General features: G+C 42.0%; 14 protein-coding genes. 8 read left to right on the top strand and 6 right to left on the bottom strand.

The features are described from left to right. The first annotated feature begins 92 nt into the window (after positions 1-92). The gene (locus FHS86_RS08190; RefSeq protein ID WP_429412512.1) at positions 93-1,883 is read left to right on the top strand and encodes a cation:proton antiporter; all 1,791 of its coding nucleotides are present in this window, start codon (positions 93-95) and stop codon (positions 1,881-1,883) included. A gap of 40 nt (positions 1,884-1,923) precedes the next feature. On the opposite strand, the gene FHS86_RS08185 is transcribed toward FHS86_RS08190, so the two are convergent. Further along, positions 1,924-4,029, bottom strand: coding sequence for a S9 family peptidase (locus FHS86_RS08185; RefSeq protein WP_429412510.1), 2,106 nt, complete (start codon positions 4,027-4,029; stop codon positions 1,924-1,926). Positions 4,030-4,197: 168 nt separating this feature from the next. Continuing rightward, positions 4,198-5,529, bottom strand: coding sequence for an Omp85 family outer membrane protein (omp85, locus tag FHS86_RS08180; RefSeq protein WP_429412509.1), 1,332 nt, complete (start codon positions 5,527-5,529; stop codon positions 4,198-4,200). Positions 5,530-5,718: 189 nt separating this feature from the next. Here omp85 and FHS86_RS08175 point away from each other — a divergent pair, with 189 nt between their 5' ends. From FHS86_RS08175 to FHS86_RS08155, 5 genes are all read left to right on the top strand, one after another. After that, a complete protein-coding gene (locus FHS86_RS08175) occupies positions 5,719-10,017 on the top strand; it encodes a hypothetical protein (RefSeq protein WP_429412508.1) in 4,299 nt (1,432 codons plus the stop codon). An 80-nt stretch (positions 10,018-10,097) separates the two neighbouring features. Beyond that, positions 10,098-10,673 (top strand): rubrerythrin, encoded by a 576-nt coding sequence (gene rbr / locus FHS86_RS08170; protein ID WP_429412507.1) that lies wholly within the window; start codon positions 10,098-10,100, stop codon positions 10,671-10,673. A gap of 251 nt (positions 10,674-10,924) precedes the next feature. Further along, positions 10,925-13,657: a 2-oxoglutarate dehydrogenase E1 component gene (locus FHS86_RS08165; protein WP_429412506.1), complete on the top strand. Its 2,733-nt coding sequence runs from the start codon at positions 10,925-10,927 to the stop codon at positions 13,655-13,657. Positions 13,658-13,677: 20 nt separating this feature from the next. Beyond that, positions 13,678-14,940 (top strand): 2-oxoglutarate dehydrogenase complex dihydrolipoyllysine-residue succinyltransferase, encoded by a 1,263-nt coding sequence (odhB, locus tag FHS86_RS08160; RefSeq protein WP_429412505.1) that lies wholly within the window; start codon positions 13,678-13,680, stop codon positions 14,938-14,940. Positions 14,941-15,026: 86 nt separating this feature from the next. Then, positions 15,027-16,184 (top strand): Lnb N-terminal periplasmic domain-containing protein, encoded by a 1,158-nt coding sequence (locus tag FHS86_RS08155; RefSeq protein WP_429412504.1) that lies wholly within the window; start codon positions 15,027-15,029, stop codon positions 16,182-16,184. A gap of 97 nt (positions 16,185-16,281) precedes the next feature. On the opposite strand, the gene FHS86_RS08150 is transcribed toward FHS86_RS08155, so the two are convergent. From FHS86_RS08150 to FHS86_RS08135, 4 genes are all read right to left on the bottom strand, one after another. After that, positions 16,282-17,046 carry a FecR family protein gene (locus FHS86_RS08150; protein ID WP_429412502.1) on the bottom strand — a complete coding sequence of 255 codons (765 nt, stop codon included), beginning with the start codon at positions 17,044-17,046 and terminating at the stop codon, positions 16,282-16,284. 218 nt (positions 17,047-17,264) lie between these two features. Further along, positions 17,265-19,937, bottom strand: coding sequence for a TonB-dependent receptor plug domain-containing protein (locus tag FHS86_RS08145; RefSeq protein WP_429412501.1), 2,673 nt, complete (start codon positions 19,935-19,937; stop codon positions 17,265-17,267). After that, the gene (locus FHS86_RS08140) at positions 19,912-20,784 is read right to left on the bottom strand and encodes a FecR family protein (protein ID WP_429412500.1); all 873 of its coding nucleotides are present in this window, start codon (positions 20,782-20,784) and stop codon (positions 19,912-19,914) included. The genes FHS86_RS08145 and FHS86_RS08140 overlap by 26 nt, the downstream gene beginning before the upstream one ends. A gap of 6 nt (positions 20,785-20,790) precedes the next feature. Further along, positions 20,791-21,297: an RNA polymerase sigma factor gene (locus FHS86_RS08135; RefSeq protein WP_429412499.1), complete on the bottom strand. Its 507-nt coding sequence runs from the start codon at positions 21,295-21,297 to the stop codon at positions 20,791-20,793. A gap of 365 nt (positions 21,298-21,662) precedes the next feature. Here FHS86_RS08135 and FHS86_RS08130 point away from each other — a divergent pair, with 365 nt between their 5' ends. Together FHS86_RS08130 and FHS86_RS08125 are read left to right on the top strand one after the other, a co-directional pair. Further along, entirely contained in the window at positions 21,663-22,577 is a 915-nt protein-coding gene (locus FHS86_RS08130) for a Rossmann-fold NAD(P)-binding domain-containing protein (RefSeq protein WP_429412498.1), read from the top strand. Positions 22,578-22,695: 118 nt separating this feature from the next. Further along, positions 22,696-24,798 carry a M3 family metallopeptidase gene (locus FHS86_RS08125; protein WP_429412497.1) on the top strand — a complete coding sequence of 701 codons (2,103 nt, stop codon included), beginning with the start codon at positions 22,696-22,698 and terminating at the stop codon, positions 24,796-24,798. Positions 24,799-24,841 lie beyond the last annotated feature (43 nt).

Raw genomic sequence — 24,841 nt, 5'->3', positions numbered from 1 at the left:
AAAACTTTCACGTTTGCTATGGTGTTTATTAGTATTGTTTGTATTAAACAAAAAAATAACACAGCGGGCTTTGAGCCCCTCATACCGATACTATGGAAGCTTTTGAGATTAACATTCTGAACTTATTTGCCGTACTGGTAGCTGCATGGGCCGGTGGTAATGCTGCCCGCCGTTTGGGATATCCTGCAATTCTGGGAGAATTAATTATCGGAATCCTGCTGGGGCCGGGTTTACTTGGCCTGCTCGATTACACTGAAACCGTCAAAGTATTGTCTGAAATCGGGATCATTTTGCTGATGGTATACATCGGAATGGAAATTGAATTCACCGACCTTAAAAAGGCTTCATGGCCAGGCTTACTAGCTGCACTTGGAGGCTTCATTGTTCCTTTTGTACTTGGTTATTACATCATCATGCATTATGGCGGAACACCGGTATCGGCCCTGTTTGTGGCCATCGCCGTCGGAGTTACCTCACTGGCCACCAAAAGCAGAATTTTGGTCGATCTGAAGCTATTAAACACCCGCATTGCCTACGTACTAATGGCAGGTGCATTGATATCAGATACACTGGCACTGTTGATTTTTGCAGGCATCATTAGTTTTGCCGACAGTGGTGTATTCAACATGCAGGAACTGCTCGTTGTTGGTGGCAAAGCAGTGCTGTTCTTTGCGGTAACCATTTCCATCGGTTTGTACCTGCTGCCCTATGCAGGGAAGCAGCTTACGAAGCTAAAAATAAAAAGCAGCACCTTTTATTTCACGCTAATACTGATAATTACCTTTGCCTATGCCGAACTGGCTGAACTTGCAGGAATGCACAATATTCTGGGTGCTTTCATGGCCGGTTTATTCATCAGGGAAAACTTATTCCCTAAAAATGTATCCAAAGAAGTTACCAAAGCATTTTACGATGTATCGATTGGTTTTATGGCTCCCATATTTTTTGTCACCGCCGGTTTTTTTGTTGACATCAATGTATTTCAAACCGATCTTACGCTGCTCATCATTGTTGTAGTGGCTGCAATAATAGGAAAGATAGTGGGTACAGCGCTTTTTTATCTGCCCACAGGACACGGTTGGCGTGAAGGCATTGCCATTGGCTCAGGAATGAACGGACGTGGAGCTGTTGAGATCATCATTGCCGGTATCGGGCTCGAAATGGGAATTATCGATCAAACCATCTTTTCAATACTGGTTTTCATGGCCATCTTCACAACCATGACCGTTCCTGTACTTCTCAAATGGACCACCAACTGGCTGAAAAAACGGGGCGAGCTGGTTCATGTGAGCAAACGAAGTGGCCTCATTATTTTAGGGATTAATTCCATTAGCAGGATCATTGCACGGCATATGCATGCCCAATATCCGCTTGTGATGATTGACACCAACCGCGATGCTGTACTGGCTGGCAAAGATGATGGATTCAACTGTATTCAGGGAAATGCTCTGAAAGAAGATGTCATGGCAGAAGCAGCACCAGAATCGAAAACAACCTTTATCGGAATTACAGCCAACAGCGAAGTCAATATATTGGGAGCCCAGCTGGCCCGCGATAATTTTCTGGTTCCTGAGAGTCATGTTGCCATTTCGAAAAATGAAACAGGTGCAGGCATCGATCTTTTAAACAGCATCAAAGCAAATACCTTATTTGCAATGAAAGTGGATATTGAAGAGTGGATAAGAAAAACAGCCAATAATCAGGTAAATGAAAACAGTGCCGTGATTAAAGAAAAAACTTCGACCCGCCACTGGATCAAAGCCAACAAAACAGAAGCTAACAATGTATTGCCAATATTAATAAAGGGAAGTGAAGGAATACGCATTTACCGATACGACGACTGGATTTTACCCGGAGAAGAAATTATTTATCTGAGTTATTAAAAAAAGAGGAAAGCAAAACGCTTTCCTCTTTTTTTAAGGCTTATTCCTCGATTCCTTCTAGATAGAACATAAAGGCATATTCGAGTGCTACTTCACGATATTGTTCGAAACGTCCCGACGCACCTCCATGCCCTGCCTCCATGTTGGTATGCAGCAACAACAAATTGTCATCGGTCTTCATATCCCGAAGTTTGGCAACCCATTTGGCCGGTTCCCAATACTGTACCTGAGAATCAAATAAACCGGTTGTAACCAGCATGTGCGGATAAGCCATGGCACTCACATTATCGTATGGTGAATACGAAAGCATGTATTCATAAGCATCCTTTTCCTTAGGATTTCCCCATTCGTCGAATTCATTGGTAGTAAGTGGAATGGTCTCGTCAAGCATGGTTGAAACCACATCGACAAAAGGAACGGCAGCAATCATGCCGTTAAAAAGCCCGGGAGCCATATTGGCAACAGCCCCCATCAACAAACCTCCGGCGCTGCCCCCCATTGCATACAGGTGCCCGGCTGAAGTATAATTCCGATCAATTAGAGCACCAGCGCAGTCAATGTAATCATTAAATGTGTTGATTTTATTAAACATTTTTCCATCCTCGTACCATTCACGCCCCATGGCTTGTCCGCCCCTGATATGGGCAATGGCAAAGATGAATCCACGCTTGAGTAACGACAGTCTGGTTGATGAAAAATAAGGATCGATGGTACTACCATACGAACCATAAGCATAGAGCAACAAAGGAGCTTTGCCATCGAGTTTCGTTCCCTTCTGATAAACCAGCGACAAGGGAATTTGCTTACCATCGCGGCTTTCAATGGTGAGTCGTTCAGTTACGTAGGCTGCCGGATTGTGACCACCTACAACCTCCTGCTGTTTTTTCAGTTCGCGGCTGCGTTCTTCCATGTTGTAATCGTAAACCGAGGTCGGAGTAGTCAACGATGAATAGGAATACCGCAATATCGGCGTATCAAATTCAGGATTGGTAGAAATCCAGGCCACATAGGCGGTTTCTCCAAAATCGAGATAATGCTCTTCGTTGCTGTTTTGATTGATGATTCGCAAATTGGTGAGCGCATTTTCACGTTCACTTAACACCAGGTAATTGCTGAAGATTTCAATATTATCAATCAGCACTTCATCGCGATGAGCAAGTACTTCTTTCCAATTTTCTTTTGAAGTGGCATGCGCGGGCGTTTCCATCAACCTGAAATTTTTAGCATTCCAGTTTGTAACAATGTAGAATTTATCTTCATAATGGACAATGCTATATTCGTGTACTTCTTCGCGGGGAGTAAAATTCACCGGATCGCTTTCCGGCTGATTGGCGTCAATCAAATGGTAGTCTGTAGAGAGCGTACTGCTGTTCCATATAATCACATAGCGATTGGATTTAGATTTGTACACCCCGATATAATACGAAGGATCATTTTCCTCATACACCATTACATCCTTTTCAGGAGCAGAACCAACATGATGTCGCCAAATTTTATTTGATAAGAGGGAAACTTCGTCCTTTGAAGTATAGAAATAGGTAAGATTGTCGTTTCCCCAGGCACCGCCACCTGTTGTATTATCAATCTTATCGCTCAGCATTTCACCTGTTTCAAGGTTCTTAAAGCGAATGGTATACATGCGTCGGCTCAGCGTGTCTTCACCATAAGCAAGCAGCTTGTTATCGGGACTAACCTGCAATCCGCTTACCTGGTAATAACTGTATTCCTTAGCCAGTTCATTCACATCGAGCATTACTTCTTCCTCATTTTCCAACGAGCCTTTTTTTCTGCAGTACAATGGATATTCCTGCCCCTCGTTAAAGCGACTGTAATACCAGTAACCATTTTTGAAATAAGGCACCGATTCGTCGGTTTGCTTGATTCGTCCTATAATTTCATCATACAGTTTTTCCTGAAGCGCTTCGGTAGGCTCCATTACGGTTTTGGTGTAGGCGTTTTCAGCATTCAGGTAGTCAAGTACCTTTTGTGTTTGTTCATCGGGCTGTTCGGCCTGTTTTTGCTCATCAGTCAAACGCATCCAAAAGTAAGGGTCAACACGGGAATGACCGTGTATGCTTAAAACTGAATCATCTTTTTCTGCATCGGGTGCCGAAGTAAAATCTGATGCTTTTATAACTGTTTTCATCTTGGTATTATTACAACTTATCGCTACGATAAAAGAAAGTGTAAGAAAAAATAAATGTCTCGTGTTCATTTTATTGTGTTATTGGTTTGGGCATTTGAATTTGCTATCTCAAAAAGAAATAAAACCATCAAGCCCGGAAAAGTTTTCGGAGCATAAAAGTTACTGTACTTAAAACAAATAATTAAGACCAATGTAAATTCCACTTTTGCCATCCTGAGGATCGACGGCCCGGCCATAATCGGCTGCAATTACAAAGTTTTGATTCATCACAATGCGAAGACCGGCACCATAGCCGATATGAAATTTTTCGGTTCCCGGCGCAAAATAGTTGGCCGAATTTTCAATTTGAGCAATTTGCTTATCGATATCAATTTTCTTTGTTACTCTTCCAAAATCGGTAAAAGCATTGAGACCTATATAAAAATTATTGTTGATAAACCTAAATCGTACAGCTTTCCAACGCATCTCCAAGTTTCCATACATAAAACCATCGCCCACAACACGATTTCTATACAAACCACGAATAGATTTGGCTCCTCCCAAACCTTCGCTCAATGCTTCTAGTAAAATCGAAGTCATAACCTGCGGTTGATAGTAAAAGGGTACCTGCTTATCGCCTATAGTCGTTTGATATGCCAGCCTGTATGCAAAAGCTAAATCATCGGGGATAATTGTAAAGTACTGTCGATGAATAAGCGCAAACTTCGCAAACGAGGCTTCAGATCCAATAATCTTCGAAGTACCTTCAACAACTGCTTCGGTCCAAACCCCTTTCATTGGGTTGGTTTTTACATTTCGTGTATCGAATACAACCCCGGCTTTGAGAGTTGGAATAAATCCACCATCAGCTTCATCGTCGCTAATCAGCCCCCACTCCTGGTATTTTTCGTACAAACCATTTTGAGGAGGCAACAAGTCGCTTTCTTTTCCTTCATTCAGCTCATCTATATCGACCGACGAAATCACAAAATTTTGCAAATTGAAGCCTGTTACCCAGCGAATTTTGTTCCCAAGCAGTTTTCCCTGTACATCGAGTTTTGCACGAAACATTTTGCGGTTGTATTTATAGAAGGTACGCGAAATGTACTCACTATTATCATCGACATCGGATTTAAACCAGGAAGTATTTACTACAGCTTCGTAACCATTAAAACCATAAAAATCATATGCCTGATCGGTAAGATAACTTAAATCGAATGTTGTTTGAATACCTGGAATAAGCCTGTCTGAGTCGTAACTAAAACGATTTATTCCACTTCCTTTTGTAAAGCGCGAAACCTCGAAATAAAGCGATTGATTGTAATTCGGATATCGACTTCCGTCGCCGTAGTTGTACAAATTAACGAGTGCTCCATACTGGAAACCCAGATCAGTATCAAAAGTAATGGTTGGAAGTGCTCCAAAATTCCATCCTGTTTTTACCTGCTCGGCCGACTCGTCCTGGGCCTTTGCACCCACACACAACAACACGAGTACAAAAAAGAGTAAAGCTTGTTTCATTTAATTTTTGGTCTTAAGTTGCTAAATGCATTTATAACGATAAAGCTATAAAAAAATCCAATACCTCTGCCTACAAGCCTGTTTTCTTGCATCGAAGGAATTATTCAGCGCTAACTTGTTAAAAAAAGGATGGTAACATTTCCATTTATAATAGTAATAATTGTGATTTCTTACTATTTTGTTAGCACGATGTCGAAGAAAAAAAGCACTCATAAACCGCAGGTCAGGAGCATCATTCTTACCTTCTTTATTACCCTTCTGCTTGGAATTACAGCAGTGGGGACCTATTTTTTTTTCAACATCGAAAATCTGCTTAACAAACACTTATCTGATTTTGTATATGAAAAAACACAACACACCTATCGTTTTAGTTTTGACCAGTTGAATGTCGATTTGTCGGAACGTTCGCTTACCATCGACGGACTTTTACTTGCTCCCGATTCACTTCATGCAGATGATAGTACCCAAACACGCTACCGGCTCAACACGAGCAGGGTAAAGTTTTCTCACATTGAACTGTGGCCTTTTATCAGTGGTCGAAAAGTAAAAATTGGCCTGATCACCAGTACCGCTCCCGACATCAGGCTCAGCACAGGAGAGCAGCTGGAATTCAATCGCTTTTCAAAAAGCAAGCTAAACAAAGGAGATACTTTGAAACTGCCCTATCTTTCCGAAATATTTATTGACACACTGCGCATCGAGCGTGCCAGCTTTAACATCGACACCCTTTTCTCTGAAAATTATGAATTGCCCGAAATTAACATCGAAGCAAACCACTTTAAGCTGGGCGGTAAAAAATACACCGACAGCCCCTTCTTGTTCGATGTTTCAGATATCAGACTACTACTTGAAAACCTGAGCACCAGGCTTCCCGACAGCATACATCAAATGCATGTCGAAGCCATTGAGCTGTCGCTGATAAGGCAACAACTCAGCGCTACCAATGTGAACTTGCAGCCTTTAAGCGATACCACAGGCAATAGCGAAAACCAGTTTCGGATTTCAGTGCCTCAAATAGTAGTGAAAACCGGTCGGTTGCAGGAACTATTGCACAGCGACACCATCAGTTTTCAGTCGATGGAGTTGCTTGCCCCTTCGATGTCCATCAAATTTGGATCGAAAATTTTAAAAGGAACGCCCATTAACGAAGTCAATTTGTATCAGCTCATCGAGAACAAACTGCAATTGGTTAGCATTGATCATTTCAGCATCAGGGAAGCAGATCTCCAACTCATTCCCTCGAATAGCGACAGCGTTGTACAACACTTTGAAATGCTGGATGTGAATTTCTATGACTTCAAGGCAGACTCAACCGCCTACAAGGATCCAGAAAGAATTTTATCGTCGAAAGATTTTGATCTGAAGTTCAATAAATTTACGCTCAAACACATCGACGGACTGCACCAATTACTGATTCATCAGCTTGCAGCTTCATCACACAACAACAAAGTGCAAACCGGCCAGATTCGCTTTGTGCCGGTCGACTCCAACCGGGTCGAAAACATCAACACGGTGGTCGAAACAACCTGCCAAACAGTACAGTTTAACGGAATTGACTTTCATGAGTGGTATCATCACCAAACACTGCCCATGCAGGAGCTGATCATCGAAGCGCCCCACACTGAAATCAGTTTTGAAAATAAGCAGGTCAACCAAACTACGGGCAGGGATAAAAGCATCATTCTCGACAAAACCAAGGATTATCTCAGCGGTATTTATGTTGAAAAAACGAGCATTAATAAGGGAACGATTCAATACAATTACATCGACCACAACGAAGAATCGGGTTTCTTTAAAAGCAATTATCAATTTGCCTTGGATGAACTTTCGGTCGACAGTGCCACCTTTTACCAATCGGATAAAATTTTCTTTGCCGAAACTTTCGACCTGAATTTTTCCGATTTACAGCTACAACTGGCCGACGAAATGCATAATCTGAAAGTTGCCAGCCTTCATTTTTCAAGTAAGAATCAGATTGCCAGCATCGAAAACCTGAAAATTGAGCCGGCCAACGAACCTTTGCAAAATAAGTACGGCGAACAGCTCGAAGCGGCAACCTGGTTGCATATTGCATTTCCAAAAGTCAGTCTGCACGGTGCCAACCTGCATGATGCCTTTTTCAATAAAAAACTTCACATCGATCAGCTAACAGTTACTTCACCTGAATTCAACATACTCAGGCATGGGAAATGGGAAAAACAAAACAAAGCGGATCGTTTTAACTTTCAAACCGATTTGTATTCACTGATCGACGATTACATGCAACGCATTAGCATTAGCCGTTTGAACATTGTGAACGGAGAACTTAAGCTCACCCAGCAGCAAAACGATCAGGCCGATTTTAATTTATCAAATCTTTTTTCAGCAACACTGACCAATTTTACACTCGATGCATATACTGCGCGAAGAAAAAACCAGCTCCTGTTTTCCGACCAAATTGACCTGATCTTAAAAGAACATTCGTTTAGCCTGGCCGATGGAGTGCATAAGATTGATGCTGCTGAAATTGGACTTTTATCGTCTTCACGAAGGGTTTATATAAAAAATGCACGACTTTATCCCGATATATTAAGTAAGGGCTTTAAGAAGACCAAAACTTCATTTTTTGCAAATATTCCCGATTTACAAATTAGCAATGCCAATATTTTCAGGCTTTTTAACGAAGGGATGCTGACAATGGATGAAGTGATTTTTAATCAACCCCACATCAGCCTGTTAATTCAGAAAGATGCTGGTGTTAATCAGAAGCAAAACAGTGATAATACTGAGCAGCCTCCGATGCTTGACCAGCTTCATTCGATTTCGGCCAATGCGATAAAAATTAATGACGGGGAACTTGAACTGGCACGTTATGAAAATTTTGAGAAGAAAGTTTTATTTACAAGCACTGTGAATTTCGGCCTAAACAAGCTGGAGATTAATCATCAAAACGACGATTTCGCTTTCAATTATTACGATTTTAACTTCCTGCTCGACGATCTGCATTTTCAGCTAGCCGACAAAGTGCATACAAGCACCATAGAACACCTGACGTATCAGCATCGAAAGAAGTACCTGTTCATCGATAATTTGTTAGTAAAACCTGCTGAAAGCATTAGCGGCAATGAAAAAAAAATAACAAGCCGTGCCAGGATTCCGGCACTTTCGCTCGAAGGTTTTGATTTGGTCAGGCTGATTGAAGAAAAAACTTTTCACTCCGATCAGCTCATCATGCATGCACCGGAAATTTACATCCGTGATAAAAGGATTGAGAAAGAAAGCAATTTCAGCCCTTACACCACAGGGCTATATTCAAAAATCAGGCAAATAGCCAAAAAAGTTCAGATTGATCGTTTCAGTGCCGGCAATATTTCGCTTACCCTCGACTATACAAAAAAGAGGGTATTCGATCGGCTGCAAATCGATCTTCACAATTTTCTGATCGATGAAAAAGGAACCAACGACGGTCGCCTGCTGAACGCCGAATCGGTCAGTTTGAGCATTGAACAACTCGGAGGAAAAACACCACAGGGATTTTATCGCTACCAAACCCGGGGCATCAAAGTACACAGCGATGGCCGGTTTAAAATTGACGAAGTACAGCTCACCCCCCTCTTATCGAGAAAAGAATTTGCACGGGCAAAGCGCTACCAGGCTGACTATTTCACTATTGAACCTTCCAGTTTTTCGGGTTCGGGGCTCAACCTGAGAGCATTGTTTGAAGAAAATAAATGGCAAGTTGAGTCTCTCGACGGCCATTTCAGCAGGGTAAGTATCTTCAGGGATAAAACCTATCCGCTCGATCCGGCCCAGCTTCGTAAAATGCCACAACAGGCCCTGCGCGATCTGAACATTGATTTAAGTATTGACACAGCCCGGCTTAATGCCACTCGTTTCGACTACTGGGAAATTGAGCCCGATGCCGTCGATCTTAGCCATGTTTTTGTAAACGATATTCAGGCCGAAATTACAGATATATCGAATGAAAGTCACCGGCTTGCCTCCCGACCAATCATGAAAGCTTCGATTAATGGCCTTTTGATGGGCAAAGGTGCCACTCAGATAAAAATGAATTTCAACATCCCGTCGTTTGGTAACGAATTTACCTTCGACGGTACAGTAAGCAATATGCAGCTCGCCGAATTTAATCCCATTACCGAACCCGGATTAAAGCTTTCGATCAAGGAAGGTTACACACCTTCGATGCAGGTTTTTTTCGAAGCCAACGGTGATTCAGCCATCGGACAAATGCGCTTCTATTACAACGATTTGAAAATTTCGCTTTTGAATAAAAAAGGAGGTACATTGAAAGAAGGCAAACTGGCCAGCTTTCTTGTTAATTCAATAGCCTTAAAATCGGATAATCCACGTCACGGGAATCTGATATTACCTACAAAATTTGTAAAACACCGCGACAAACAGCGTTCGGTGGTTGGCTATTGCTGGCAATCGGTTTATGCCGGCATCAAATCAACACTGGGTATTAAAGAAAAGGACGAAGCAAAATAGAGTATTTCTATATTAGGCTGCAAGCCTTGCCCTGTCTCCTATTTTCACTATTTTTATCATAAAATCAAAAAGCATATACCATGTCAAGTTTGAAAGGAACAAAAACAGAACAAAACCTGCTGAAGGCCTTTGCAGGTGAATCACAGGCAAGAAACCGCTATACTTTTTTTGCGAAACAGGCTAAAAAAGACGGATTGGAACAAATTGCAGCCATGTTTGAAGAAACAGCCCTTAACGAGCAGGAACATGCCAAACGTTTCTTTAAATTTCTTGAAGGAGGAATGGTGGAGATTACCGCAACTTTTCCGGCAGGAGTAATCGGCAGCACATTGGAGAATCTGAAAGCAGCTGCTGACGGTGAAAACGAAGAATGGACGGAACTCTATCCTGAATTTGCCAAAACAGCCGAAGAAGAAGGATTCAAGGAAATTGCCATGGCCTTTAAGTTGATCGCCAAAGTTGAAAAACACCACGAAGAGCGCTATCGTAAACTCTACGAAAACCTTGAAGCCGGGAAAGTCTTTAAGCGCGACAATAAAGTAGTTTGGAAATGTCGTAACTGTGGATTCCTTCATGAAGGAATGGTCGCTCCTAAAATTTGTCCGGCCTGTCAGCATCCACAATCTTACTTCGAGATCAACGAAGAGAATTATTGATTTTTACCATAAAACAAATCAGGGAAGGACGACTAAGCATGTTGTCCTTCTTTGTTTTATAAGCCTTTTTTCTCATCCGTCTGTCCCTCCCGTTTGCTTAGTAACAAAACAAATATCAGGCGATTCATTTTAAATATTCAGTTTTCTGTCTTTTTTCTAATCATTTCTTTCAGATTATTGTTAATTAAATTAAACAAAAGGCACATTTCGAATGTCATTTATTCTTATTTTAAAAAAGAATTAACTAACCGTTGGGAGAAACCGATATGCACTACGATTCGCCATTAAGCAATCTCGATACCGATGCTGTAGAAGCGCTGTATCAACAATATTTAAGCAACCCGGCATCACTCGATCAAAGCTGGATCAATTTCTTTAAAGGCTTTGAACTGGCTGCCGGCCGAACCCCATCAGCAAACAACCAACGTGGGACCGGCATCGAACTGGATAAAGAATTTAAAATACTGAGTTTAATTCAAGGCTACCGGCAGCGGGGTCATCTGTTTACCCGAACCAATCCGGTTCGAACACGCCGTCAGTACACCCCCTCCCTCGAAATTAACAACTTTGGTCTGGAAGATGGTGACCTGGATAAGATATTTGAAGCTGGTTCAGAAATAGGACTGGGGCCATCCACTTTGAAACAAATCATCGCTCACTTACAGGATACTTATTGTGAATCGGTAGGTGCCGAATACCTGTACATGCGCGATCCCGAGGTGGTGAGCTGGTTGAAACACAAGATGGAAAGCAGCCGTAACCGACAGGAATTCACTGCCGATCAGCAAAAGCACATCTACGATCATCTGAAGCAGGCCGTTGGCTTTGAAAACTTCATTCACAGAAAGTTTGTCGGACAAAAACGCTTTTCACTCGAGGGAAGTGAAGCGATGATTCCTGCGCTTGATGCCCTTATTGAGAAAGGAGCTGAATTAGGTATTTCAGAATTCATATTCGGGATGGCACATCGCGGTCGTCTGAATGTACTCGCCAATATTCTTAAAAAGCCGTATCAAAATATTTTCAGGGAATTTTTTGGAAAAGAATACTCTGGCGACATTTCGCTTGGCGACGTAAAATACCATCTAGGCTATGAAAACGAGATCATAACACACAACAAGCAAAAAGTTAAGTTAAGCCTCTTACCCAACCCATCGCACCTCGAAGCAGCCACCCCGGTTGCCGAGGGAATGGCCCGTTCGCGCATCGATTCGTTTTATGATGGCGACTGTAGTAAGGTAGCCCCCGTTATCATTCACGGAGATGCTGCCATTGCCGGACAGGGTGTGGTTTATGAGGTTGTTCAGATGGCCAACCTCACCGGATACAAAACGGGTGGAACCATTCACATAGTTATCAACAATCAGGTTGGTTTTACCACCAACTACCTCGAAGCCCGATCGAGTACCTATTGTACCGATATTGCCAAGGTAACACGTTCGCCTGTATTTCACGTGAACGGCGACGATGTGGAAGCACTGATTTATACAGTCAGACTGGCCATCGAATTCCGCCAGCGTTACCAGAGCGATGTTTTTATCGACGTACTTTCCTATCGGAAATATGGTCATAACGAAGGTGATGAACCACGCTTCACGCAACCTTTATTGTATAAACAAATAGAAAACCACCCTAACCCGGGAGCCATTTATGCTGAAAAACTGATCGGGAAGAAAATATTTACCAAAGAAGATGTTAAAAAACGAGACAACGAATTTGAACAGCTTTTAGACGAAGAACTGAATGAATCGAGAAAAGATCACAAACTCGATATTACCAACTTTTTGGTCAATGAATACAAAGCATACAAAAATCCCCTGAAGGGCGATCTCTTTGTGCCGGTAAAAACGGCTGTTTCGGAGAAAAATTTGAAAGAAATTGCTAAGTTGTTACTGAATCTGCCCAAAGAAAAAAAATTCTACCGAAAAGCATTAAAACTGGTTGAAATGCGCCAGCAGATGGTCGAAGACAACCGGCTCGACTGGGCAATGTGCGAATTCCTGGCATACGGAAGTCTGGTAAATGATGGTTTCCCGGTGCGTCTCAGCGGACAGGATTCCCAACGGGGTACCTTTGCTCACCGGCATGCAGCCCTGGTGGAAGAAGATACCGGGAAAAAATATTTTCCTTTAAATGATTTGAAAAAAGGGCTGCCACACATTCATGTATTTAACTCTCCCCTTTCGGAATACGGAGTGCTGGGTTTTGAATATGGTTATGCACTGGCCATGCCAAAGGTACTCACCATTTGGGAAGCTCAGTTTGGCGATTTCAGTAACGTTGGTCAGGTAATCATCGATCAGTACATCACTTCGGCACTTGAAAAATGGGGACTTTACAACGGCCTGGTGTTGTATTTGCCCCATGGCTATGAAGGCCAGGGCCCCGAACATTCAAGTGCCCGTATCGAGCGTTTTATTGCACAGGCAACAGGAAACAACATGCAGCTGATGAACCTGACAACACCAGCCAACCTCTTTCATGCACTTCGACGCCAGATGCTCTGGGATTATCGTATTCCCATGGTAATTTTTACCCCGAAAAGTTTGTTGCGTCACCCCGAAGTAGTGAGCACCTTTGAGGAGCTGAACCAGGGCTTTAAGGAAACAATTGATGACCCGCATGCCGATCCTGAAAAAATTAGCACCATGGTGCTTACCACCGGGAAGATATATTATCAGCTGGAAGAAATCAGAAAAGAAAAACAACGCGACGACATCGCATTGATAAGGGTCGAACAATTGTACCCCTTCCCTGCAAAACAAGTGGAAAACTACATTGCCAAATATAAAAATGCAAAACGAAAAGTATGGGCCCAGGACGAACCGGTTAACATGGGAGCCTGGCCTTATGTTGGTCGTAATTTTCCTGAATTTGAACTGGAAGTGGCAGCACGAAAAGAAAGTGCAAGTCCGGCAGGCGGTCTGATGGAACAACACAACAGACGTTTTCAGAAAATTGTAAGCGAAATATTTGAGTCGTAAAACGAATTCAACCCATCGATATGATTAAAGAATATAAAATTCCCAGTCCGGGAGAATCGATTAGTGAAGTAGAACTGGCCAGCTGGCTGGTTGAAGATGGAAGCTATGTTGATAAAAATGACGAAGTTGCCGAGGTCGAATCAGATAAAGCAACCTTGATGCTGGTGGCTGAAGAAAGTGGAAAAATCAGCATAAAATTACAAGCTGGCGAAACAGTAAAAGTAGGCACAGTAGCATTTACCATCGACACCGAAGCGGAGGCGCCTGAACAAAAAGAAGGTGACAAGCAGGAAGCAGGTAAAAAGCGCAACGAAGAGGAAGAGCAAGCGGATGAAAAAGATACAACACAGGATCAACACAACGAAGAGGAAACAAAACAACCGAAGGTAACTCCGCTTGCAGCCAAAATAATGGATGAGAACCACCTTAATGTCGACGACATTATTCAGGGACTGCGCCGCATTGGAAAAAGCGAGGTGGAAGCGGTAATGAATGCAGCAAAATCAGGCAAACCGACAAGCCCTTCCCAAGCCAGTGGAACAGCGCTTTTTTCGCGCGACCAGGAACGAAATAAAATGAGCATGTTGCGCCGAAGACTGAGTGAAAGGCTGGTAAGCGTTAAAAATGAAACGGCCATGTTAACCACCTTTAACGAGGTCGATATGAGTGCCGTGATGAATTTGCGTAAGCAAATGCAAAACCGCTTTGTTGAAAAACACGGTTTTAAACTTGGCTTCATGGGTTTTTTCACCAAAGCTGTAAGCATAGCTGCCCAGCTTTACCCGGCTGTCAACTCACAAATTGATGGTGAAGAAATCATTTCGCCTTCTTATGTCGATGTGGGAATTGCAGTACAAACACCCAAGGGACTCATGGTCCCCAACCTTCGAAATGTTGAATCGAAAAGTATTGCCAGCATCGAAAAAGAAATCAAAGACCTTGCACAAAAAGCCAGAGACAAGAAAATAAGCATCGAAGATCTTTCAGGTGGCACCATTTCTATTACCAACGGCGGAGTATTTGGCTCACTTCTGTCAACTCCCATACTCAATCCTCCGCAGTCGGCCATTCTTGGCATGCACAACATTGTTGACCGACCGGTTGCTGTTGATGGACAGGTAGTAATCCGCCCAATGATGTATCTTGCCCTTTCGTACGACCACCGGATCATCGACGGGAAAGACTCGGTCGGTTTTCTGAAAACAGTTAAAGAGCTGATTGAAACACCCGAAAACATGCTCTTTAATGGGATTAACCCACTGCATGCCTTGCTCGATTTATAGCAACAACACAGAATAATTGCAGGGATGATTGCGCAAGGTGATCATCCTTTTTTTTGATATATTCGTGGCCTGACAACAATAACATCATGTTTAAAAGAACAGTAATAATACTTATCACATTGTTCTTTGCTTTTTTTTCTGAAGCAAGGGAACAGTCGCTTTCACCCAATGCAAGGGTGGTAATGTTTACCTGTGGACCGGGAGCAGAATTATACGCCGGATTTGGCCACAGTGCCTTGTGGATCAATGATCAGACCACCGGAGTCGACCGGCTGTACAACTATGGAACCTTCGATTTCAACACACCTAACTTTTACTGGAAATTCATCCGGGGCCGGCTCGACTATATGCTTACGGTAACAACGGCAAGTCGCTTTATGGCTGAATACAACCACCGTAAAATTGCAGTGAACGGTCAAGCACTTCACCTGACTTTGGATGAAAAACAAAAGCTGTTTTCCTTACTGGAAGAAAATCTGGAACCCGAAAACCGTTTTTACAAATACGATTTCTTTTATGATAATTGTGCTACCCGCATTCGCGACATTGTGGAAGAAGCAGCCAGCGACTCCATTGTATTCAACGGAAGAGCAAACCATCAATCGTTCAGGGAATTGCTTTTCCCCTATCTTGAGCATACCCCCTGGACCCGCTTTGGAATTAACCTCATCCTTGGCTTAAGCGCCGACAAAACAGCAAGTCCCTATCAAACCATGTACTTACCCCGCCACATGGAAAGTCATTTCGATAGTGCAAGTATCCGCCACAGCGAAAAGGAAGCCAGATTGGTTCAATCGAAGCAGGTCTACCTCACATCGAAACTTCAGTTCACCAATAAGCAATACGATGATCCAATTGTTGTTTTTTCACTGATCTTAATGTTGATTGCACTTCTTACTTATTTTGAACAAAAAAAGAAGATCAATCTGAAATGGCTCGATTACTTAATAAACACAATTGCTGTACTGGCAGGTTTATTTCTGCTTTTTATGTGGGTCGGAACCGATCATTCGGCTACCAATTATAACATGAATATTTTGTGGTTACTACCGGCGCAGCTGGCATTTTTAATAGCACTCAGGTGCGGTATTAAACTTCAAACGCTTATTAAAAAGGCATCCTTAATCTGGATACTTGCAGTTACGCTGGCGATGTTGTTCTGGCCTCAGGAGCTTGAAGCTTCATTTATTCTCATTACACTTACGTTTGCCTTGCGTTACATTTTCAGCCTGCGCTTAAAATAAAAAACCGGACCTTTCATTGAAAAGTCCGGCATTGCTTAATCGTTGATCATTCCAGTACGCACACGGCAGAGTGATGAGCCATGTGGCTGCAAAAAAATTAGTTTTGTTCTAAAATTATCTTTCCGTCTTTAATTTCAAAATTAAGGTCCATTGAAGTACAGATAATCTCCATCACTTCGTTGATATTACCAGTGTTAATCGATCCGGTAAATGACTTATCAAGTAGCTGATTGCTAACAATATCTAGTCCGAAAAAGTTTTCTACAACAGGCCATACTTCCTGTAAGGGCATGTTATTGCAATTGAACGAAAAACGTGCAAATGAAGGATAATCGACTGACTGGTTTTTCTTTATAGTAAATGAACTGTTTTCGCCATACATCTGCATACCACCTTCCAGTTTAATTCTTTTATTTGCATAATCAACGCCAACAATTCCTTCATAGCAATGTACCTTTAATGCCTTATTCAAATCGTTTACACTGAAACGGGTTCCAAAAACAGTAATTGAACCATTTCGGGTTTTTACATAAAAATCACTACCCGATTCCACCTCAAAATAAGCTTTTCCTTCAACTTTAACATTTCGCTTAAAAAACAGTTTTGAATAGGAAATTGTGGCGTTTTCATCAAGAACAACCCTTGAATTATCGGGGAGAAAAAACACATTGGCCGCACTACTGCTACCAGTGTATTCTTCAAAGCCAAATGAAAAGTATATGGTAAACAAAACCAGAATGGCAGCAGCTGCAGAACCCAGCTGATAATAAAGTTTTCGTACTTTGCCACGGTGCATCCTTACACTGCTATGCTCGTTGATTTCCTGAAGTAAAAAGTTCAGGACATCCGCCTTTGCTTTCACGGCCGGAACCTGTAAGTACCGAATTGATTGATCGATTTTCTGCTCTTTTGCAAAATCGTCTGTGGTTCCGTTTCTATGTTTTAAATTTGGATGCCTGAACATAATCCTATCTTTATTACTCGACTATACTACAAATTAAACGGCGATCACCCTACCCGAAAAAATAAAAAAAAATAAAAAACTGATAAAGCACTCAAGCGAAGTTTAAACGAACAGAATTACTCGTAGCGCAGATTGACATAAAACAAAGGAGAAAAAGCAGTAGCTGTGGTGCTTGCCGAGACCTGATGTTGAGCAGGTCCTTCACTCAGCAAATAATGATGCACCCATAATTCGTTCCGGCGATTCAGAATATTTAATATAGAAATCCCGATGTCGGCATAAAAATATTTAAAATCGAATTGCTTAACTACTGAAGCATCCAACTGAGAAAAATAAGGTAATACGCCAAAAAGCAGCTGACTTTGATCGGAATTTGCCTTCATATAGGGAAGGCCACTGGCTACATGCCAGTTGAGCGACAGGGTCCAGCCACTCCAGTCGTACATTTCGGTAAGTCGCAGCCGATGTTGCTGATGATCGGTCGAAGGGAAAAAGCGGTTTTCATTGATTCCGTTGATTTGTTCAACCGACTCCGACAATGAATAGGCCAACAGGTGCTTAAAGCGCTTTGAACGATACTGCATAAAAAAATCGATTCCCCTGTTAATTTCCACTCCGCTAAAATCCTGATAATTGACCACATTGAGCCCACCCTGCATTTCGGGTGTACCAATAAAATACACTTTATTTCTATTTTGTTTCAGGTAACCTTCAACGTTAAGGTTAAACTTTGAATACTCCAGTTTTACACCTGCCACATGATGAGAAGCATCAAGGTTCTGATTAAGTGCCTCGGGTATAAACCAGACTGATGAAATGTTTTTGTACGAATCCATTCTGTAAGTAAGATATACGTGCTGAACATAACGACCGGTTGAATAGTTAAATCGCAGATGATCACCGCTGCTTACTTCCAGACCAAAGCGGGGTTGAACGGTAAAAACCTCTTCATTAATATGGTAGAGGCCCCGGGTGCCCCCTCGAAGGTAAAGCCATGGAAAAGGTTTTAAAGAAAGTTGATAAAAACCGTATACCAGACCCGCACTGGCGTTCGACGCGATGGAATCGTTAAAATTGTTGGCCCCCGTTATTTTTACTTCGTGATTTTCATAGCGGTAATCAATTGCATCGTAATTATATCCCGCACCCAACTGATGTCCAAACATACGGTGTCTGTTTTCCGATTTCCAGGCCATTCGTAAGGTTTGAAGGTTTTCGCTATCGGCATCAAAATAGTTTTTTACAGGCTGGTCGGCAATAAGCGCTTCCTTGCCGTGCTCCGACTGACTAAAACTGCTCATGCTGTTATAGCCGGCACTTAGAGAATGTAGCCAGGCATTTCTTGATTGGTTTTTCAAATTAAAACTATAACCGGTTGTACGCACCTTGTTGTTGTTTTTTTGAAAATACGTTTCACTGTCGTCGAAAACATAATTACGCTGCTGACTATCAAAACTATCAAAAAAATTGAAGTTGATTTCCCTGCGTCGGGTGGGATGAATGCTAAGTTTTAGATTTACATCGGAATAGTTAATCAGCGTTTCATCAACCGTTCCGTTAAAAGTTTCTGTTCCGTCAACTTGCAGTATTTTATTCTCGAGCGCAAACTGATCGATGAGCAGTTGAGGCCAGACATCGACAAATGATTTCTTGAATGCTCCGGTAAGTGAACTTTTTTCATTGATTGGAATTCCAACATAAATATTGGTATGCAGCAGGTTGGCCGTAAAATCTACTTCTGCCACCTTACTGTTCACTGTTTTACCGGAGAGATCGACAATGCCCGAAGTTCTGCCTCCGTATTCAGCACCAAAACCACCTCGCGAAACGAAAACCTGCTGTACGTATTTGGCATTTAAGATGCTCAGATTTCCCATCAAATGATTGGTTTCGAAAACAGGGATTCCATCAAGCAGTACGAGATTGTCGGAAGGAGCTCCCCCCCTGATCGAAAGACCGGTGTCGGTTCCTTTCAGATAATTGATCCCGGGAATAATGGTGAGCGATGAAATCAGGTCATTCGATTCAACAGCGGGAAGCTGAAAGTTATTACGGGCCTCAATAAGCATCATGTCGGGAACCTGAGGTAATTCAATCATGAATCGTACAGGTCGTGAACTTCGTCCTTTGAGGTTTTCAAGCAAGGGCAAAGGCTTTAGTTCGAAGACCAGGAATTCATTCTCACCAGGAACCAGTGTTGTATCGCTTGATAAAAAACCTGAACGCTCAATGGAAACTTTAACCGTATCGTGCTTTAAAGCCTCAAAGCTAAAATATCCCATATCGTTGGTAAATCCACTTTCAACACCATTTACGCGTACAATGGCATATTTTAGTTGCTCTCCGGTACGCTTATTTTTAACAATCGTTTCCATTAATAGTATCCTGTTTTCTGTTTCAGTAAAAACAGGAACTTCAACTTGTTGTGAAGAATCGGGTAAGGTTGGCAAACTGGCTTGAATGGCCTCAGTTATTTTAACTTCATCATCGACATAAAACACATAGGTTCCGGCTATTAAGCGGTATTTTAATCCATAATGTTCAGCTACCTGATTCAAGAATTGTTCAAGCCTGATGTTGTTGTATTGAAAAGTAACACGAATTTGTGCAAGCAGGTCATCATCGAAAGCAAAACGGACGCTATTATCCCTGGCAATGTTGTTTAACACCACACTCAGTTGCTGATCTGCCACATCGACTGAAATTCGCTGTTGCGGAAGCGCTTTCTGCGTGAGCAAAAGGAACAAGCTCAAAAACAAATATTTAATCAGCTTCTGACTCTTTTGCATCTACTTTGATTGTTTGCCTTTCGTGGTCGACCGTGAATTGTAAATCCATTGCAAATGCTATGATATCCAAAGCATTGTCCAGATCGGACAAATCGATTTTACCTGAAAAATTTCGTTCTCCCTGATATTGGCTGTATGTTAATTGATAGGCAAATCGCTTTCCGATGAAATAAAGCAATTCTTCAACCGGCACCCTGTTCCAGTAATACCTGCCCTGCATTCTTTTAAGAATCAGTTCCGGTTCAATCAGCTCCTTCACCGGTGCATTGCCATTGAAAACCTTTAGCGTTTCGCCTTCACGAAGTAAGAAATTCTTTCGTTTGAGATCAACCTTTATTCTTCCTGAAATGCAGGCAAAATGAAGATAATTTTCATCATAAGCCACCACATTGAACGCTGTACCATCTACCTTTATCGATCCACCGGCAAAATCAACGGTAAATTTTTTCCCATCCTTAACGCTGAAATAAGCCTCACCTGAGAGCAATACATTCCGTTCGCCGGTTAACTTGTTGTAATGGTACCTGACATTTGAATTCGAATTGAGTACCACCAGGCTGCTATCAGGCAAAATGAGTTGATCAACCTGCTCTACTGCTGTCACCAGGGGTGTCGAATATTTACCGGTATTAAACATTCCGATATACAATATCACCAAAAAAACAGCAGCCGCAGCACTTGATCCTATAAACAAACTGATCTTTACACGCTTTTGCCTGTTAGTGTATGATTGAGGACGTTCAAGCCTTTCACTCAGGGCCAACCAGGCATCTTCCTTCGACTTTGAAACAGGAACCGCATAATGACTGGTCAGATGATCGATATGTCCCAACAGATCGTGTTTCATACCAATTTAAACTTTGTATTCAATGTTTTGTCTGAGCAGCTTCAGTGCTTTGCTTATTTGCTTTTCAACGGCCTTAACGCTTATTTTCAAACTTTCTGCAATCTCGTGATATTTCATTTCATCGATGCGGCTCATCAGAAAAATCGTACGACAGTGTTCGGGTAAATTGGAGATTGATTTCTGAAGTTTGCTATCAAACTCCTTCAACTCCATAAGGTATTCTGGCGATTCATGTTCCTTTTCGACCAACACATTATTGATAAAACGCAGATCGAGCATGCGCCTTTTATGGGTATTAAAATAGAGATTGCGGGCAATTTTAAAAAGTAAAGGTTTAACAGTGGCTTCCTGAATCGTATCGCGAACCTCCCATACTTTCATAAAAACATCCTGCACTATATCCTCAGAAACAGCGATATCGCCTGATAAATAGTACAGATAATTCCTGACAAACTCGTAATGTTCATCAAAAATACCTTTAAACCAATCTTTTCCTTTTGATGTATCTACCATAAATGGTTCTACCAATTTAATGACCCTGCTAATGGGCAGCTACAAATCTACAAATTTTAAGCAAATAGCATTTGCATGCCCAAAAAAGTATGTCGATTTAATTAAATAATATAGCAGCGGCCCTTTAGAATTTGAAAACTTACATATTAACAAAGCTATTTAACAGTAGTAGCTACAAAGATCAATAAAAAACATTACAAGGTGCAATACTTAATTTATACCGATACCCACAACCAAGATTATGTTAATTTTAAATCTTCAACAAGATCATTTTTAAATAAATACGAATGGCTATTATCAAAATATTTTATTAAATTTGGCTAAAACAATGCGATACCCTTTCAAACTAAAAAAGCAAATTTACCATGCAAACAATCCTAGGATCAGGAGGGAGCATCGGTGCAGAACTGGCAAGAGTACTCCCGCAATATACCAGCAAAATCAGGTTGGTTAGCCGAAATCCCAAAAAAATTAATCAAAACGATGAGCTACTGGCAGTTGACCTGAGCAAGCGAAACAATATTTTCAATGCGATTAAAGGATCCAAAATCGTTTATGTAACCATAGGGTTTCCCTATAGAACCAAAGAATGGGAAAGGCTTTGGCCTGCGTTTATTCATCATGTAATCAATGCATGCATCTTCTATCATGCCAAACTGGTGTTCCTCGACAACATGTATCTGTATTCGCCTGAAAGCTATTCATGCATGACCGAAGATGCCTTAATTAATCCCCCATCGGAAAAAGGCAAAATCAGGGCTCAGGTTGCCTGTAAACTGAGTAATCAATTCACAAACCCCAAAATTGACTTGCTAATTGCGAGGGCACCCGATTTTATTGGCTGCAACAACAGTATCTTCAACGCCTTGATTTACGACAGGCTGAAAAAAGGCAAAAAAGCCAACTGGCTGATCAACCCAAAGGCCGTCCACAATGGCATTGCACCTGTTGATGCTGCAAAAGCTTTAGCCATTTTAGCTAACGATCCATCGGCCTATAAACAAATCTGGCATCTTCCTTCGCTTCATGAAAAACTAAACGGTGAAGAATGGACCCAACTTTTTGCACAACATTTGCATGTGAGTCCCCGTTTTAAGCTTATTACTAAGTCGATGTTGAAAATAGGCACTTATCTGAAACCCATATTAAAAGAGTTGTACGATATTCGGCATCAGTACGAAGTAGATTATTTCTTCGACAGCACAAAATTTGAAAAGCATTACAATTATCAGGCTCTGAGTGCCGAACAGTTGATAAAAAGTATGATTGAGAAAGAGTAAATAGAAATAAATTCAGGAAAACAGCCACCGACAGCTGATATTTATCAAACTTTCTGCCATCAGTTTTATTAATTTAGAGCCTTCAAATTTGCAGATTATTAACTTAAAAGAGAAAATTGTGAATATTAAAATCTTACCATTATTAATTGTTGTTACTATGCTTGCATCGTGCACGAATACTGAAAAAGAAGAAAATCCGTTCTTTACAGAATACGATACTCCTTATGGAGTTGCTCCGTTCGATAAAATCAAAACCGAACATTACCTTCCTGCATTCAACAAAGGTATTGAAGAACAAAAAGCTGAAATTGATAAAATTGTCAACAGCAGCGAAGCTCCCACTTTCGAAAATACCATTGTTGCCATGGAATACACCGGTGCTCTTCTTCAGAAAACAAGCAGTGTTTTTGGCAACCTGCTAAGTGCCGACACCAACGATGAGATGCAGGAAATCGCTAAAGAAGTATACCCAAGGCTTTCAAAGCATCAGGATGAAATTTATCTGAACAATGAACTGTTCGTTCGGGTAAAAGCAGTTTACGATCAGAAAGAGACCCTGGGACTCAATTCAGAATCGCTGATGCTGCTTGAAGAGGTCTACAAAGATTTTCTGCGTAGCGGTGCCAACCTTCCGGCCGAAAAGAAAGAAGAACTAAAGAAAATTAACGAGGAATTGTCCTTGCTTTCGCTTCAGTTTGGTGAGAACCTGCTGGCCGAAACCAACAACTTTAAGCTGGTAATCGACAAGCAGGAAGATCTAAGCGGACTTCCCGAATCGGTGATCTCAGCTGCCGCCGAAGCTGCCGGTGAAGAAGGAAAATGGGTTTTCACGCTACACCAACCCAGCTGGATACCGTTTTTACAGTATGCCGACAAGCGCGAACTACGTGAAAAACTCTACAAAGCCATGTACATGAGAGGAAACAATGGCAATGAATTCGACAACAAGGAAATCATTCAGAAAATTCTTCACTTGCGAACACAAAGAGCCAATATCATGGGTTTTGATAACCATGCAGCCTTTGTTCTTGACGATCGCATGGCCAAAACTCCCGAAAATGTTTATGAGCTGCTATATAAGCTGTGGACACCGGCCCTTGAAATGGCGAAACAGGAAGCAGCCGACATGCAGGCCATGATTGACCGTGAAGGAGGCAACTTTCAACTCGAAAGCTGGGACTGGTGGTATTATACCGAAAAAATCAGAAAAGAAAAGTACGACCTGGATGACTCGGAAATCCGTCCGTATTTTGAATTAAACAACGTACGCAACGGCGCCTTCCTGTTGGCCAACAAGCTATGGGGCCTTCAGTTTAGTGAAATTGAAAACATACCGGTTCCTCACCCCGAAGCAAAGGCTTTCGAAGTAAAAGAAGCTGACGGAACCCACATTGGTGTGCTTTACACCGATTATTTCCCCAGAGCCAGCAAGCGTGGTGGTGCCTGGATGAACAGCTACCGCAAGCAACATCAAAGCATCGATGGCGTACACGTAGCTCCGGTAATTACCAATGTTTGTAATTTCTCAAAACCAACCGGCGATAAGCCCGCTTTGCTTAGCTTTGATGAAGTTAGCACCCTGTTCCACGAATTTGGACATGGCTTGCATGGATTGCTTTCAAACTGCCGTTATCATAGTCTGTCAGGCACTTCGGTGCCCCGCGATTTTGTTGAACTGCCTTCACAAATCATGGAAAACTGGTGTTCAAAACCCGAAATGCTCAGGCTTTTTGCCAAACATTATGAAACCGGTGAAGTAATACCTCAGGAACTGATCGACAAACTGGTAGCCTCATCGCAGTTTAACCAGGGCTTTGCCACCGTTGAATACCTGGCAGCCTCCATACTTGATATGGACTACCATACCACTGCCAACACAGAAAACATCGATGTTGAAGCCTTCGAAAATGAAAGTATGCAGCGCATTGGATTGCCCTCGTCGATTATTCCACGTTACAAGTCAAGCTATTTCAACCACATTTGGGCCAGCGGCTATTCTGCAGGCTACTACAGCTACATATGGGCCGAAGTACTCGATGCCGATGCCTTTGCATCGTTTGTTGAATCGGGCGACCTGTTTAACAAGGAAATTGCTGCCTCGTACCGCAAGAACATCGTGTCAAAAGGCGGCACCATCGATGCCATGACCATGTACCGTAATTTCAGGGGCCAGGAACCATCGATCGAACCACTGCTGATAAAAAGAGGTTTGCTTAATTAGAATAACAGAAAAAAATAACAGAGAGGTTGTCCCCATAAGGGCA

The sequence above is a fragment of the Roseimarinus sediminis genome, assembly GCF_050433125.1.
Taxonomy (GTDB): domain Bacteria; phylum Bacteroidota; class Bacteroidia; order Bacteroidales; family Prolixibacteraceae; genus Roseimarinus; species Roseimarinus sediminis.
The sequence above is the reverse complement of the archived record's forward strand: the minus strand, read 5'-3'. Positions and strand labels throughout refer to the sequence as shown.